Source organism: Achromobacter ruhlandii (assembly GCF_002082135.1).
In the GTDB taxonomy this organism is placed as follows: Bacteria; Pseudomonadota; Gammaproteobacteria; order Burkholderiales; family Burkholderiaceae_B; genus Achromobacter; species Achromobacter ruhlandii.
Genome location: NZ_CP017433.1, coordinates 3,712,910 through 3,727,427 on the forward strand (window position 1 = coordinate 3,712,910; position 14,518 = coordinate 3,727,427).

General features: G+C 68.0%; 13 protein-coding genes. 7 read left to right on the top strand and 6 right to left on the bottom strand.

The window, feature by feature from the left end; translation table 11 throughout:
• Positions 1-31 precede the first annotated feature (31 nt).
• Complete coding sequence (locus tag AruCF_RS16685) at positions 32-358, top strand: hypothetical protein (protein ID WP_049074523.1); 327 nt, start codon at positions 32-34, stop codon at positions 356-358.
• 57 nt (positions 359-415) lie between these two features.
• Here AruCF_RS16685 and AruCF_RS16690 read toward each other — a convergent pair whose 3' ends face one another.
• Together AruCF_RS16690 and cadR are read right to left on the bottom strand one after the other, a co-directional pair.
• Positions 416-1,009: a nitroreductase family protein gene (locus AruCF_RS16690; RefSeq protein WP_049074526.1), complete on the bottom strand. Its 594-nt coding sequence runs from the start codon at positions 1,007-1,009 to the stop codon at positions 416-418.
• A gap of 125 nt (positions 1,010-1,134) precedes the next feature.
• The gene (gene cadR / locus AruCF_RS16695) at positions 1,135-1,569 is read right to left on the bottom strand and encodes a Cd(II)/Pb(II)-responsive transcriptional regulator (protein WP_006386392.1); all 435 of its coding nucleotides are present in this window, start codon (positions 1,567-1,569) and stop codon (positions 1,135-1,137) included.
• Positions 1,570-1,666: 97 nt separating this feature from the next.
• Between cadR and AruCF_RS16700 the strand changes: the two genes are divergently transcribed.
• Positions 1,667-4,168, top strand: a complete 2,502-nt coding sequence (locus tag AruCF_RS16700) for a heavy metal translocating P-type ATPase (RefSeq protein WP_049074528.1) — start codon at positions 1,667-1,669, stop codon at positions 4,166-4,168.
• Between the two features lie 170 nt (positions 4,169-4,338).
• Here AruCF_RS16700 and speG read toward each other — a convergent pair whose 3' ends face one another.
• Positions 4,339-4,923, bottom strand: coding sequence for a spermidine N1-acetyltransferase (gene speG, locus AruCF_RS16705; protein WP_049074529.1), 585 nt, complete (start codon positions 4,921-4,923; stop codon positions 4,339-4,341).
• 215 nt (positions 4,924-5,138) lie between these two features.
• Positions 5,139-6,053 (bottom strand): LysR family transcriptional regulator, encoded by a 915-nt coding sequence (locus AruCF_RS16710; RefSeq protein ID WP_049077912.1) that lies wholly within the window; start codon positions 6,051-6,053, stop codon positions 5,139-5,141.
• Between the two features lie 259 nt (positions 6,054-6,312).
• Between AruCF_RS16710 and AruCF_RS16715 the strand changes: the two genes are divergently transcribed.
• Both AruCF_RS16715 and AruCF_RS16720 read left to right on the top strand, forming a co-directional pair.
• Positions 6,313-7,614 (top strand): MFS transporter, encoded by a 1,302-nt coding sequence (locus AruCF_RS16715; protein WP_049074531.1) that lies wholly within the window; start codon positions 6,313-6,315, stop codon positions 7,612-7,614.
• A gap of 18 nt (positions 7,615-7,632) precedes the next feature.
• Entirely contained in the window at positions 7,633-9,126 is a 1,494-nt protein-coding gene (locus AruCF_RS16720; protein ID WP_049074532.1) for a M81 family metallopeptidase, read from the top strand.
• A 152-nt stretch (positions 9,127-9,278) separates the two neighbouring features.
• Here the strand turns inward: AruCF_RS16720 and AruCF_RS16725 are convergent, their stop codons facing one another.
• Entirely contained in the window at positions 9,279-9,983 is a 705-nt protein-coding gene (locus AruCF_RS16725) for a riboflavin synthase subunit alpha (RefSeq protein ID WP_049074535.1), read from the bottom strand.
• A 110-nt stretch (positions 9,984-10,093) separates the two neighbouring features.
• The gene (locus AruCF_RS16730) at positions 10,094-11,527 is read right to left on the bottom strand and encodes an aldehyde dehydrogenase family protein (protein ID WP_049074536.1); all 1,434 of its coding nucleotides are present in this window, start codon (positions 11,525-11,527) and stop codon (positions 10,094-10,096) included.
• 336 nt (positions 11,528-11,863) lie between these two features.
• Here AruCF_RS16730 and AruCF_RS16735 point away from each other — a divergent pair, with 336 nt between their 5' ends.
• The 3 genes from AruCF_RS16735 (at position 11,864) to xth (ending at position 14,501) form a co-directional block, all read left to right on the top strand.
• A complete protein-coding gene (locus tag AruCF_RS16735; RefSeq protein ID WP_049074539.1) occupies positions 11,864-12,667 on the top strand; it encodes a FadR/GntR family transcriptional regulator in 804 nt (267 codons plus the stop codon).
• Positions 12,668-12,775: 108 nt separating this feature from the next.
• Positions 12,776-13,552, top strand: a complete 777-nt coding sequence (locus AruCF_RS16740; RefSeq protein ID WP_049074542.1) for a 3-oxoacyl-ACP reductase — start codon at positions 12,776-12,778, stop codon at positions 13,550-13,552.
• A gap of 166 nt (positions 13,553-13,718) precedes the next feature.
• Positions 13,719-14,501: an exodeoxyribonuclease III gene (xth, locus tag AruCF_RS16745; protein WP_049074544.1), complete on the top strand. Its 783-nt coding sequence runs from the start codon at positions 13,719-13,721 to the stop codon at positions 14,499-14,501.
• Positions 14,502-14,518 lie beyond the last annotated feature (17 nt).

The window sequence follows — 14,518 nt, forward strand, 5'->3', positions numbered from 1 at the left end:
CTTGCGGCTTCCGATTCCCCTGGAAACCGACGTGCCTCGATTGACTGCCTCGAAAGGGTTCAGCTGGACCGGCATCGTGTTTGCCGCGCTTTACCTCGCCATCGTCATCCTCTGCATCGCCAGCGCACTGTCCGCCGACAGCGACGACAAGGGCCGCTTCGTGCTGCTGCAATTGCCATTGGCCTTGCAGCTTGCGCTGCTGCACGAACTGAACCTGGACCAGCTGCTCGGTGAGCTGTCCTGGGTCGGCGGCTACCTGCTGATCGGGCTGCCGACGCTGGCCCTCTTCTATGCCGTGGGCTGGGGCCTGGAGAAACTCGTGCGCGCGGCCTTCCGGCCCATCGCGTCACAACGGTAGGCGACACGCAATAAAAAACCGGCCAACGGCCGGTTTTTTATTGCGCCACGGCGCGCGTCAGAGCGGGCCGGTCCACTCGGTGACGAACTCGCGGTAGTCCGGGCGGTTGGCCGGCGGCACCGCGCACGCCGGGGTGCCAATCGCCAGGAAGCCGAGGAAACGGTAGTCGAGCGAATCCAGGCCCAGCGCCGCCTGCACGTCTTCAACGTAGGTGCCGATGCCGGTGCTCCAGAACGCGCCATAGCCCAGCATGTGGGCGGCGTTCAGGATGTTCATGGTGGCGCAGCCGGTGGCCAGCAGTTGCTCGGCCTCGGGGATCTTGGTGTTGTCGTGGGCGATCTTCTGCGCCACGGCGACGAATAGCGGCACGCCGGCCATCCACTCGCGCACCGACTTTTCCTTTTCCGGCGTCATGCGCGGGTCGCCGCTGCGCTTGACGGCTTCCAGCGCCACGTCGGCCAGCTTGCCGATGGCCTCGCCCTGGATCACCACGAAACGCCACGGACGCAGCGCGCCGTGGTCGGGGGCCGACATGGCGGCCTGCAGGATCTGTTCAAGCTCGGCGGGTTTGGGCGCCGGACCCCGCAGGAACTTCACGGAACGGCGCGAGGTGATGGCATGCAGGGGCGTGGCGGTGGCGGTCTGGGTCATGGAGTCAGGCACAGGTAACAGGATTCTGGCGGTTTCCCAAATGGGAAAGAGAAGGGTTCTCATATTACGCCATGGCCGCGCGGGGGACGGCTATCCCCCTGCCCGGCGCATGGCGACTGGCGGATTCAACCCAGGTGGGTATGGCGTTCCTGGCGTTCCTCGACCTGCATTTCCGACAGGCCGTGCAGGATGCCGCAGTCTTCCGCGTCGGGCCGCGCCGACAGGCAGCGCTGGCGCAGATCGGTCAATTGCGTCTTCAACTGGGTCAGTTCGGCGATGCGCTCGTCCACGTGGGAGATGTGCTCATCGAACAGTTCATTAATGGGGCCACATCCTGCCTGGTGATTGTCGGCCAGCGACAGGATGGCGCGGATCTCGTCCTGCGTCATGTCCAGCGCGCGGCAGTTGCGGATCAGCCGCAGGCGCTCCAGGTGGGGCTGGCCGTAGCTGCGGTAGTTGTTCAGGCCCCGTTCCGGAGCGGGCAGCAGCCCTTCCTTCTCGTAATACCTGACGGTTTCGACCGTGGTGCCGGCCGCCGTGGCCAATTCGCCGATACGCATCGTGCCTCCCGGACGCATCCGATGGATTCAAGGGGTTGACCCTATAGTAACTCCAAGGTGTGGAATACCGCCAATGGATAACGAAAAGGCAACGCGAATGTCTTGCGCAACGAACAAACATACCGATCCCACCGCTTCCGGACGGCCGGACGCCTACTGCGGCACGAAGGCCCCGGCTGCGTCCGGCGGGCATGACCACGCCGCCGGCGGATGCTGCGGGCCCGCGCAAGGCAAGGCCGCCGCGGCCGACGGCCATCGCCACGAAGGCGCCGGGCATGCCCACGATCACGGCCACGATCACGATCACGATCACGGTCACGATCACGATCACGGTCACGATCACAATCACAGCCACGACCGCGATCACGGCCATGCCCATGCGCGGGCGCATGACCACGGCGCCTCGGCCTGCTGCGGCCACGATGCCGGCAACATCCAGATGTCCGCCGGCGGCGCGGCCGTGCTGCAGGCCGGCCCGGGCCAGTTGCTGGCGCGCCTGCGCATCGGCCAGATGGACTGCCCGACCGAGGAAACGCTGATCCGCAAGAAGCTCGACAGCGTCGACGGCGTGCACGCGCTGGACTTCAACCTGATGCAGCGCATCCTGACGGTGGTGCACGCCGAGGGCGCGCTGGAGCGCATCACGGCGGCCATCAAGTCGCTGGGCATGACGCCTGAACCGCTGGCCGACGACGCGCCGCGCACGCCGGCCCCGGCCGCCGCGCGCGTGAACTGGTGGGCCATCGGCGGCGCCGGCGTGCTTGCCGCGCTGTCCGAAGCCTCGCACTTCGCCGGCATGCACTGGGGCGTCACCGCCGCGCTGGCGGTAGCCGCCATCCTGGCCTGCGGCATCAGCACCTACCGCAAGGGCTGGATCGCCGTGCGCAATGGCAACCTGAACATCAACGCGCTCATGAGCATCGCCGTCACCGGCGCGGTGCTGATCGGCCAGTGGCCGGAAGCGGCCATGGTGATGTTCCTGTTCAATGTGGCTGAACTGATCGAGGCCCGTTCGCTCGACCGCGCCCGCAACGCCATCCGCGGCCTGCTGGACCTGGCGCCCGAAACCGCCACCGTGCGCCAGGCCGACGGCAGCTGGCAATCGGTGCCGGCGGCGCAACTGCAGATCGACGACGTGGTGCGCGTGCGACCGGGCGAACGCATCGCCGCCGACGGCATCATCGTCAGCGGCCGCTCGGCGGTGGACCAGTCCCCCATCACGGGCGAAAGCCTGCCGGTGGAAAAGGCCGAGGGCGATCAGGTGTATGCGGCCACCGTCAACGCGGCCGGCTCGTTCGACTACCGCGTCACCGCGGCGGCGGGCAACACCACGCTGGCGCGCATCATCCACGCGGTCGAACAGGCCCAGGGCGCGCGCGCGCCGACCCAGCGCTTCATCGACCGTTTCTCGCGCATCTACACGCCCGCCGTGGTGGGCGTGGCGGTGCTGGTGGCGGTGCTGCCGCCGCTGCTGTGGGCGCAGCCCTGGTTCGACGCGATCTATCGCGCCCTGGCGCTGCTGATCATCGCCTGCCCCTGCGCCCTGGTGATCTCCACGCCGGTCAGCATCGTCAGCGGCCTGACGGCGGCCTCGCGCCGCGGCATCCTGGTCAAGGGCGGCGTGTACCTGGAAGAAGGCCGCAACCTGAAGTGGCTGGCGCTGGACAAGACCGGCACGCTGACCCATGGCAAGCCAGTACAGACCGACCTGCAGGACTGGGACGTCTCCGACCTGACGCGCCAGCCCGCTGCGCGGATTGCCGCCAGCCTGGCGGCGCGCTCGGACCACCCGGTCTCGCTGGCCGTGGCCAACGCCGCGCGCGACGCCGGCAAGACGCTGCTGGACGTGGACGACTTCACCGCCCTGCCGGGCCGCGGCGTCAGCGGCAAGGTGGACGGCGTGTTGTTCCAGCTGGGCAACCGCCGCCTGATGCGCGAGCTGGGCGTGTCGGACGAAAAACTGGAAGCCCGTTTCGACGAACTGGAACAGCAGGGCAAAAGCGCCATCGCGCTCAGCGATGGCCAGCGCGTGCTGGCGCTGGCGGCGGTGGCCGACACGGTCAAGCCCACCAGCGCGGCCGCCATCGCCGACCTGCACGCGCTGGGCGTGCGCACCCTGATGCTGACGGGCGACAACACGCCCACGGCGCAAGCCATCGCGCGCCAGGTCGGCATCGACGAAGCGCGCGGCGACCAGTTGCCGGAGGACAAGCTGGCCGCCATCGAAAGCAAGCTGGCGCCCGCCGGCAAGGTCGGCATGGTCGGCGACGGCATCAACGACGCCCCGGCCCTGGCCCGCGCCGATATCGGCTTCGCCATGGGTGCGGCCGGCACCGGCACCGCCATCGAAACGGCCGACGTGGCGCTGATGGACGACGACCTGCGCAAGATCGGCACCTTCCTGCGCCTGTCGCGCGCCACCCACCGCGTGCTGGTGCAGAACATCGCGCTGGCGCTCGGCATCAAGGTGGTGTTCCTGGCGCTGGCGATGACCGGCAACGCCACGCTGTGGATGGCGGTATTCGCCGACGTCGGCGCCAGCCTGCTGGTGGTGACCAACGGCTTGCGGCTGCTGCGGGCCGCCCCGGCGGCGAACTGAAGCGGCGCCCTGATGCGAAACGCCCCGGCAGGAATCTCCTGCCGGGGCGTTTTTCCACATCGGCGCGGCGCCGCGCTCCCGCGCCGTCCGATCGTTCAAGCCGCACTGCCCGGGAAGGCGGCCGGGGCCGCCTCGATCATGCGGGGATGCAACGCCGATCGCGCCGCGCGTCAGCCCGTCTGTTCTTCCTGCGGCCAGTCGCGCAGCACCGGCGCATCCGGCGCGCCCGGCCCGACCTCGCGCAGGTGATCGTGCTGCAGCAGCGCCATGCGGTAGGCATCGCGGTAGGCGCCGTTGGAAAAGAACTCTTCCTTGAGCAGCCCTTCGATCTGGAAGCCGCAGCGCTCGTAGATGTGCACGGCGGCGCGGTTGTCCTTGTCCACCACCAGGTAGACCTTGTGCAGGTTCAGCACGCGGAAGGCGTAGCCCACCGCGATGCGGGTGGCGGCCTTGGCGTAGCCGCGCCCCTGGTAGCTGGGCGCGATGATGATCTGGAATTCGGCGCGGCGGTGGATGTAGTCGATTTCCACCAGTTCCACCAGGCCAGCCGGCTGGCCAGTGTCGTGCTCGATGATGAAGCGCCGCTCGTTCTGGTCATGCAAGTGGCGGTCATAGAGGGCGACCAGTTCGTCGTAGGCCTCGTAGGGCTCTTCGAACCAATAACGCATGATGACGTCGTTATTGTTGATCTTGTGCACGAAGTGCAGGTCGCCGCGCTCCAGGGGGCGTATTTTGATATCGGATATTACCGACATAGAAACCTCCGAAAGTGCTGCCATTGTAGCTGACATCGCCCTGAAAAGCCCATTACATGGCGATTTCACTAGAAGAATGGCTTGTTTATTGACCTACAGCAGAAAAATGGCTGAAAAAGCGCATGAATACTGGAACTTTCAATATTCACGCGCCGCCATCCGTAACGAAACCCACCCGCAGCCCGGGCCCCTTGCCCTCGGCACACATGCCGCCATTACGGCGCCGCGAATGCCGGCAGGCGCTGTTCGATGCGACGCACCACCTCGTTGGCGGCCGATGACAGCGGCCGCCCCAGACGCAGCAGCATCTGGCACTCGGGCGCGCTCAGGATCGGATGCGCGATCGGCAGCGCCACCAGTTCGCCGCTCGCCAATTCGTGGTGCACGCCCAGGTTCGGCATCAGCGTCACCCCGGCGCCGCTGATCGCGTACTGCTTGAGCACGCGCAGCGAATTGGTGGTCAGGCTCGGCGTCAGGTGGATGCGTTCCGTGAACTCCAGCAGGTCGACCGCCTGGCGCAAGCCATACGGCGCGGACATCAGCGCGAATGGATACGGCAGGATGTCGGCGATGGTGAGCGGCGCGCGGCGCCGCGCCAGCGCATGGCCGGGCACCGCCAGCAGGCAGACCGGATGCTTGCGGCTGGCGCGGCAGCGCAGCCGCGGATCGACCGGCGGGTTGTAGGCCAGGCCGATGTGCGCGGCATCCGTGGCCACCGCCTCGACCACCTCGTTGACCGAGCCGACGTTGACGCTGACATTGATGCGCGGGTGTTCGATGCAGAACGGCCCCACCACGTGCTCCATCAGGCTGTCGATGAAGCCTTCGCTGATCATCAGGTGGACGTTGCCGCGCCGCATGCCGCGCAGTTCTTGCAGACGCGTGTTCAGGTGTTCCTGCTGCGCGCGGCAGGCGCGATGGTATTCCAGCAGCATGTCGGCGGCCTCGGTCGGCGTCAGTCCGCGCGCGCGGCGCTCGAACAGCGCCACGCCCAGTTCCTTCTCCAGCAACTGGATCTGGCGGCTGATGACCGACGGCGCGGTGCCGAGCTTGTCGGCCGCGCCGCGGATGGAGCCACAGGCCACCACCTCGTTGAAATACCTCAGCCGCGTCTGGCTGATTTCCGCCATGGTTTCCCCTTTTTTGTGGTTATGGACGTCCGGCGCCAGGAACCCGGCGCCCGCCATGGTTTGTCATGGAAGCCGGGACATGGCCGGCGTCTCTTTCTGTTGCCCTTATGTTGCCCTGAAGGCAACGATAATTTATCACCCAGGTCATTGTTTCGAACACTGCGTGCTCGCAATATGGACGCCGCGCGGACCCGCCCCGGGGACCGCCGCCATCCCAACCACCGCGGCGGGCGCAGATCCGCCCGCGAGGAGACACGCAATGCCCCATCAGGCCACGCCAGGCGCCGATCCGCGCCTGGCTCCGCTATACCGCAAGATCACCTGGCGGCTACTGCCGTTCCTGCTGCTCTGTTATGTGTTCGCCTACCTGGACCGCATCAACATCGGTTTCGCCAAGCTGCAGATGCAGCAGGACATCGGCATCTCGGATGCCGTCTACGGCCTGGGCGCGGGCATCTTCTTTCTCGGCTACGTGATGTTCGAGGTGCCCAGCAACCTGCTGCTGACGCGCATCGGCGCGCGCCGCACCATCAGCCGCATCATGGTGCTGTGGGGCCTGACCTCGGCCTCGATGCTGTTCGTGCAGGGCGAATGGAGCTTCTACGTCCTGCGCTTCATGCTGGGCGTGTTCGAGGCCGGCTTCGCCCCCGGCATGATCTTCTACCTGACCTACTGGTACTCGCAGTCGCGCATGGCCGGCGTCATGGCGGTGGTGATGCTGGCCGGCCCGATCGGCGGCATCGTCGGCGGGCCGGTCTCGGCCTGGATCATGACGGCCTTCTCCGGCGCGCACGGGCTGGACGGCTGGCAATGGATGTTCCTGCTCGAAGGCCTGCCCTGTGTGCTGCTGGGCGTCATCGCCTTCCGCTACCTGGACGACAAGCCGGCCGAGGCGCGCTGGCTCAGCGCCGACGAAAAGGCGCTGCTGGCCGCCGACCTGGACAGCCGCGGCGCGCACAAGAAGCACGCCTTCGCCCAGGTGCTGCGCGACCCCGCCATCTACGGCATGGCGCTGACCTACTTCTGCCTGATCTGCGGCATCTATGCGGTCAGCTTCTGGCTGCCGACGCTGCTCAAGCTGGCCGGGGTGCAGGACACCATGCAGATCGGCCTGTACTCAGCGATCCCCTACGTGGCCGCGGCGGTCTTCATGCTGTGGTTCGCGCGCAGTTCCGACCGCATGCGCGAACGCCGCTGGCACACGCTGGTGCCCGCCCTGCTGGCCGGCGTGGCGCTGTGCATCGCCACCGCGGCGCCGACGCAATTCGCGCTATCCCTGACGGCCATCACGCTGGCCACGGGCTTCATGTGGGCCGCCTACACGGTATTCTGGGCGATTCCGTCGCAGTACCTGCAAGGGGAAGCCGCGGCGGGCGGCATCGCGCTGATCAACAGCATCGGCTTGCTGGGCGGCTTTCTCAGTCCGTCCATCATCGGCTGGGTCAAGGAATCCACCGGCAGCCTGGCTGGCGGCCTGTATGCGATCTCCGCCCTGCTGGTGGCCGGCGCCCTGCTGCTGCTGGTGAACCGTCCTCCCCAATCCGCGCCCGCGCGCGCCTGACGCTCAAAGGAATCGATCATGCACATTCTGGTGGCTGGCTTCCAGCACGAGACCAATACCTTCGCGCCGTCCAAGGCGGCCTATGAGAACTTCGTGCGCGGCGAGGGCTTTCCCGCCATGGTGCGCGGCGAGGACATGCTGGCGCTGCGCGAGGTCAACATCCCCGCCGGCGGCTTCATCAACGCCGCGCTGGCGCAGGGCCACACCGTGCGCACGGTGATCTGGGCCGGCGCCAGCCCGTCGGCCCACGTCACCCGCGATGCCTACGAACGCATCGCCGGCGAGATCGTCGACGCGGCGCGCGCCGGCGGCTTCGACGCCATCTACCTGGACCTGCACGGCGCCATGGTGGCCGAACACCTGGACGACGGCGAAGGCGAACTGCTGGCGCGGGTGCGCGCGCTGGTCGGCCCCGGCGTGCCGGTGGTCGGCAGCCTGGACCTGCACGCCAACGTCACCGCGCGGATGCTGCGCGAGGCCGACGGCCTGGCCGCCTTCCGCACCTACCCGCATGTGGACATGGCGGTGACCGGCGAGCATGCCGCGCGCCTGCTGGCCGCGCGCGTCGCGGCCGGCGACAAGTGGGTGCGCGCCGAACGCCGCCTGCCCTTCCTGATCCCCATCAACGGCATGTGCACGATGCTGCAGCCGTCACAGGGCGTGTACGAAGAACTCGAACGCCTGGAGCGGACGCCGGGCGTGGCCTCGATCTCGTTCGCGCCGGGCTTTCCGGCGGCCGACTTTCCCGAATGCGGCCCGGTGGTGTGGGCCTACGGCACCGACGCCGACGCGGTCGAACGCGTGACCGAGGCGCTGTACCAGCGCGTGCTGGAACTGGAACCGCAATGGTCGCCCGACTTCCTGGCGCCGGCCGACGCCGTCAAGCGGGCCCAGGCGCTGGCGGCGGGCGCGTCGCGCCCCGTGGTCATCGCCGACACCCAGGACAATCCGGGCGCGGGCGGCGACGCCAACACCACCGGCATGCTGCGCGCGCTGGTCGAGGCCGACGCGCAGAACGCCGCGCTGGGCCTGTTCTACGATCCCGAGGCCGTGCGCCAGGCGACCGCCGCCGGCATCGGCAGCAAGGTGAAGCTGCGCCTGGGCGGCCAGTCCGGCGTGGCCGGCGACGCGCCGTTCGAGGGCGAATTCGTGGTCGAGACGCTGTCGCCGGGCAAGCTGCGCTTCGATGGCCCGATGATGAACGGCATGGACGTGGACCTGGAGGCGGTGGCCGGGCTGCGCCTGGGCGGCGTGCGCGTGGTGGTCAGCGCCACCAAGTCGCAGATGCTGGATCGCAACCTGTTCCGCGTCGGCGGCGTGCAGCCCGAGGAGATGGCGATCCTGGTGGTGAAAAGCTCGGTGCACTTCCGCGCCGACTTCCAGCCCATCGCGCATGAGGTGCTGGTGGCCAAGGCCCCGGGCCCGATGCAGGCCGATCCCGCCGACCTGCCCTGGACCCGGCTGCAACCGGGCATCCGCATCAAGCCGCTGGGGCCGGCATTCGCGGCTTGAATTCGCGCCTTGAGTTCGCGCCTTGGGTTTGCTCGTTGAGTTCGAGGCCTGACCGGGCGCCCTCATACAGACACGCCGGCTCCCGCGAACGCGGGCCGGCGCGCGGGAGCGGGTCTTGAACGGAACGCGGATGGAACGCGGACGGCCGCGTCCTACTTGAGCTTGCCCTGCGGGCTGACGAAATCTTCCAGCGTCAGCCCTTTTTCCTTGAGGATGGCTTCCAGCAGCGGCTGCAGCTTGCCCAGGCTTTCCTGAACCGTCTCGCGCACGGTGTCCACCACCACCTGGGTGCTGCGCTCGATCTCGATGTTGACGTGGTCGCCCACCTGCTTGTCCTCGAACACCGTCATGCGGCGGGTCTCGGGGATCAGCCAGACTTCGAACCAGCCTTCGGCGCGGTTGACCTCGGACACGGTCAGGCTGGCGCCGTTGATGGCGATGTAGCCCTTGGCGAACACGTACTTGCGGAAGGCCTCGGGGATGCTGAAGCGCATCAGGCGGTTGGTGTCCGAGGACTTCACCATCACCACTTCCGAGGTGAAATCGACGTGGCCGGAGAGCGGATGCCCGCCGATCTCGGCGCCATCCTTGGCGGCGCGCTCGACGTTGGCGCGGTCGCCTTCCTGGTAGCTGCCCAGCGTGGTGATGGCCAGGCTTTGCAGCATGACATCGAAGGTGGCCTGGTTGGCGTCGAGGATTTCGGTGACCGTCAGGCAGACGCCGTCGGTCGAAACGCTGGCGCCGATCGCCAGGTCCTGGCAGAAGCCGTCGGGGAACGCCAGCGTGAACGTGCGCAGGCCTTCGCGGTCCGCGATTTTCGCGATCTTCGCGGTGCCTTGGACAATACCGGTGAACATGCTGATCCTGGATACGGGGCGGGGCGCCCCTGGCAAAACATCAAAGGTAACCGATATTTTGCCACCGGGCGCCCGCCCCTGTCGGGGCGGCACGCCCGGCCGCCGCCGGATCAGTGGCGGATGGCGATGGTCTTCAGGGTGGTGAAGCCGTACAGCGCCTCGAAGCCCTTTTCACGGCCGTAGCCCGACTGGCGCGAACCGCCGAACGGCAGTTCCACGCCGCCGCCGGCGCCGTAGTTGTTGACGAACACCTGGCCGGCGCGCAGCTTGCGCGCCAGGCGCAACTGGCGGCCGCCGTCGCGCGTCCAGACGCCGGCCACCAGGCCGTAGAGCGTGCCGTTGGCGATTTCCAGCGCTTCTTCCTCGGTGTCGAACACCATGGCGGCCAGCACCGGGCCGAACACTTCTTCCTGCGCCAGCCGGCTCTTGGGCGGCACGTCGCGGAACAGCACCGGCGGCTGGTAGAAGCCGCTGTCGGGCGCGCCGTCCTTGAGCTTGCCGCGCGCGGCGACCTTCAGCCCCTCGGCTTCGGCCTCGGCGAGGAAACCGCGCACGCGGTCGTGCTGGCGGGCGCTGATCAGCGGACCGACGTCCAGGTCCTGCGCGGCCGGGCCGGTGACGGTGGCCGAGAACGCCTCGCCCAGTCGCGCCAGCACTTTCTCGTAGACGCCGCGCTGGATCAACACGCGGCTGCCGGCCGAGCAGGTCTGGCCGGCGTTCTGGATGATGGCGGCCAGCAGCACCGGCATGGCGGCGTCCAGGTCGGCGTCGTCGAACACGATCTGCGGCGACTTGCCGCCCAGCTCCAGCGTCACCGGCACGTGGTTCTCGGCGGCGGCGTGCGCCACCATCTTGCCGGTCTGCGGCGAGCCGGTGAACGAGATGTGGTCGATGCCGGGATGCGCCGACAAGGCGGCGCCGGCCTCGTGGCCGTAACCGGTGCAGATGTTCAGCGCGCCGGCGGGCAGGCCCGCCTCGGCGGCGATCTCGGCCACCTTGAGCAGCGACAGGCAGGCGTCCTCGGCCGGCTTGACCACGCAGGCGTTGCCCGCGGCCAGCGCCGCGCCGACGCTGCGGCCGAAGATCTGCAGCGGATAGTTCCACGGCACGATGTGGCCGGTCACGCCATGCGCTTCGCGCACGGTCAGCACGGTGAAGCCCGGGGTATAGGGAATGGTCTCGCCGTGCAGCTTGTCGACCGCGCCCGCATAGAACTCGAAATAGCGCGCCACGGCGGCCGCGTCGGCGCGGGCCTGCTTGATCGGCTTGCCGGTATCGGCCGATTCCAGCTGCGCAAGCTCCTCCTGGCGGTCCAGCAGCGCGAAGGCGATGCGCATCAGCAGGCGGCTGCGGGCGGCCGGGGCCATCTGGCCCCACTCGCCCTCGAAGGCCGCGCGCGCGGCGATCACGGCGCGGTCCACGTCCTGTTCGCCCGAGCGCGCGATGGCTTCGAATACCTTGCCATCGGACGGGTTCAGGACAGGAATGGTTTCACCGCTCACGGCGGGCACCCATTGATTGGCGATAAAGTTCTTCTGAGTCACGATGTGCGGAGTAAAGTAGCGGCCGGCTGGCCGGTTGCGGAACGCGCGCGGATGCTGGGTCTCCTGGCGCGGCCGGGGGAATCGGCGCGCCGCCCGGCGTCGAATGCGCGCGGTGTGGTTTTGGGGCGTAACGGGATTCAGCCAAGGTAAGGGAGCGCTCCACAACTTGTCAATTGAATTGACAGCTTTCGTCCCAAGCTTCAGGATATTTTTCGTCCAATTCGGGTTATCCCTAGGAAATCAAGGCCGTCGAAGCGTTCGCTCAGCGCGGAACGCGCCGGCTCGATTTGTCATGACAGAGAACAAACCTGGCGTGCGCGCCACAGGAGCAAGGCCATGAGCAAACTGCGCGATCCGCAGCTGGACAAGCTGCTTACCGCGGCCAGCCGGCCGCGGCCGGAGCTGGACGTGCTGGCCGAAGTGGCCTCGGGCCTGGGCTACGTGCGCGCCGAACGCTTCGCCGAACGGGTCTACGAAAGCCTGTTCTACGCCATCGCCACGGGCAAGATCGCACCGGGCGCCAAGCTGCCGACCGAGCTGGAACTGGCCGCGCTGTTCGAAGTATCGCGTCCGGTGGTGCGCCAGGCGCTGGACCGGCTGCGTGAAGACCAATTGGTCGAGTCGGTGCGCGGCTCGGGCAGCTACGTGCGCGCCAAGCCCGACCTGATGGGCGGCATGCCCGCGGTCGACCCCGCGCGCCGCGTCGGCCACATCCTGGAAGGGCTGGAATTGCGCATGGTGATCGAACCGGAATGCGCCTACCTGGCCGCGTTGCGCCGCACCGACGACGACCTGCTGGAAATGGACCGCATGCTGGCCGGCTACGAAGCCGCCGACGCCGCCGGCGCCATCGCCCACCATCACGACTATGGCTTTCACCGCGCGATCGCGGCGGCCACCGGCAACCAGCGCTTCGTGCAGGTGCTCAAATCGCTGGAGTACGACGTCAGCCACGCCGTCAACATGATGCGCCACCTCGTCCACAGCGAACCCTGGAAGCGCACCCGCGCCGCCATCGACGAACACCGCCAGATCTACCGCCTGATCCGCGAACAGGATGCCGAGGGCGCCCGCAACATCATGCGCGCGCATATCGAAAAAGCCCGCAGCCGCATGCTCAACAGCGGCTCGGAACATTGAGGCGGCGCCGGCGCTGCCCCGTCCGCGCGGCGGCTCATGCGGCCCTTCTGGCGCCACCGCATTTTTCCTGACCCGATTCACTGCCTGATTTCCGCCTGATTCCCCACCATGCCCAGCCTTCCCCTCCCCCTGGACCAGCAACTCGTCATCGTCACCGGCGCCAGCCGCGGCCTGGGCGCGGCCATTGCCCGCGCCTTTCTGCGCGAAGGCGCGCGGGTGGTCATCAATTATCTGAACAGCGACGCCGCGGCGCGCGAACTGGCCGCCACCGCCCCGGACCGCGCGCTGGCCGTGCGGGCCGATGTGCGCGATGCCGAGGCCGTTGCCGCCATGGTGGCGCGCGCCAGCGAGCATTTCGGCCGGCCGGTCAGCACCGTGGTCAACAACGCCCTGCCCGCCTTCCAGTTCGACGGCGACGCCCGCCCCCACGCCGACACGCTCGACTGGGCGCGGATGAACGCGCAACTGGAGGGCAGCGTGCGCGCCGCCCTCAACACCACCCAGGCCGTGCTGCCGTCGATGCGCGCCGCTGGCGGCGGCCGCATCATCAACGTCGGCACCAACCTGGTCCAGAACCCGGTGGTGCCGTACCACGACTACACCGCCGCCAAGGCCGCGCTGCTGGCGTTCACGCGCACGCTGTCGCACGAGTTGGGCGCGGACGGCATCACCGTCAACATGGTGTCCGGCGGGCTGCTGCGCGCCACCGACGCCTCGGCCGCCACGCCGGCGGCGGTGTTCGACCTGATTGCCGCCAGCACGCCGCTGCGCGAAGTGACCACGCCCGAGCAGTTCGCCGACGCGGTGCTGTTTTTCGCCAGCCCGTGGTCGCGCGCGGTGACGGGGCAGAATTTGATTGTGGATGGGGGGCTGGTCAAGGGGTGATGCCGGCGCCGCGCGGCGCGCGCGCCGGGCACGGTATCATCTGGCCCAGATAACGGCGGCTCCCCCCGTATCAGACTTTGATGGGACGCCGTCACGCGCCGTCCGCCTGCGCGCCGCCAGGCGTCCGGCACGGCCAGCCGCAACAATATTCGGTCGGACACGCAACATGAAATTAGCCACTTGGAACGTCAACTCCCTGAACGTGCGCCTGCCGCAAGTGCTGGACTGGCTGGCCGCCAATCCCGTCGACGTGCTGTGCATCCAGGAACTGAAGCTGACCGACGACAAGTTTCCCGAGGATGCCTTCAAGGAAGCCGGCTATCACGCCGCCTGGGCCGGTCAGAAAACCTACAACGGCGTCGCCATCGTGTCGCGCGCGCCGGGCACGTCCATGGTGCGCAACCTGCCCACCTACGAGGATCCGCAGCAGCGCGTGCTGGCGCTGACCTTCCCCAGCGCCGACGGCGACGTGCGCGTGGTCTGCGCCTATTGCCCGAATGGCCAATCGGTAGGTTCCGACAAGTATGCCTATAAGCTCGAATGGTTCGCCGCCATGCGCGCCTGGCTGGCCGACGAGATCAAGCAGTTCCCGCGCCTGGCGGTGCTGGGCGACTACAACGTCGCGCCGGCCGACGAGGACGTGCACAACCCCGAGAAATGGGAAGGCCAGGTGCTGGTCTCCGAACCCGAGCGCCAGGCGCTGCGCGACCTGATCGACCTGGGTCTGGCCGACTCCTTCCGCCTGTTCGAGCAGCCCGAGAAATCGTTTTCGTGGTGGGATTACCGCCAATTCGCGTTCCGCCGCAACGCCGGCCTGCGCATCGACCACATCCTGCTGTCGGCGCCGCTGGTCAAGCGCTGCACCGCCTGCGTCATCGACAAGGAACCGCGCCGCAACGAGCAGCCGTCCGACCACGCGCCGGTGGTGGCCACGCTGACGTTCGATTGAGCGAAGAATCTTGTTTG

Coding starts and splice junctions, on each gene's coding strand:
- AruCF_RS16690 (WP_049074526.1), bottom strand. CDS start 1,009: ATGACCCAGACCGCCACCGCCACGCCCCTGCATGCCATCACCTCGCGC.
- AruCF_RS16720 (WP_049074532.1), top strand. CDS start 7,633: ATGCACATTCTGGTGGCTGGCTTCCAGCACGAGACCAATACCTTCGCG.
- AruCF_RS16700 (WP_049074528.1), top strand. CDS start 1,667: ATGTCTTGCGCAACGAACAAACATACCGATCCCACCGCTTCCGGACGG.
- cadR (WP_006386392.1), bottom strand. CDS start 1,569: ATGCGTATCGGCGAATTGGCCACGGCGGCCGGCACCACGGTCGAAACC.
- AruCF_RS16740 (WP_049074542.1), top strand. CDS start 12,776: ATGCCCAGCCTTCCCCTCCCCCTGGACCAGCAACTCGTCATCGTCACC.
- AruCF_RS16710 (WP_049077912.1), bottom strand. CDS start 6,053: ATGGCGGAAATCAGCCAGACGCGGCTGAGGTATTTCAACGAGGTGGTG.
- AruCF_RS16725 (WP_049074535.1), bottom strand. CDS start 9,983: ATGTTCACCGGTATTGTCCAAGGCACCGCGAAGATCGCGAAAATCGCG.
- speG (WP_049074529.1), bottom strand. CDS start 4,923: ATGTCGGTAATATCCGATATCAAAATACGCCCCCTGGAGCGCGGCGAC.
- xth (WP_049074544.1), top strand. CDS start 13,719: ATGAAATTAGCCACTTGGAACGTCAACTCCCTGAACGTGCGCCTGCCG.
- AruCF_RS16715 (WP_049074531.1), top strand. CDS start 6,313: ATGCCCCATCAGGCCACGCCAGGCGCCGATCCGCGCCTGGCTCCGCTA.
- AruCF_RS16735 (WP_049074539.1), top strand. CDS start 11,864: ATGAGCAAACTGCGCGATCCGCAGCTGGACAAGCTGCTTACCGCGGCC.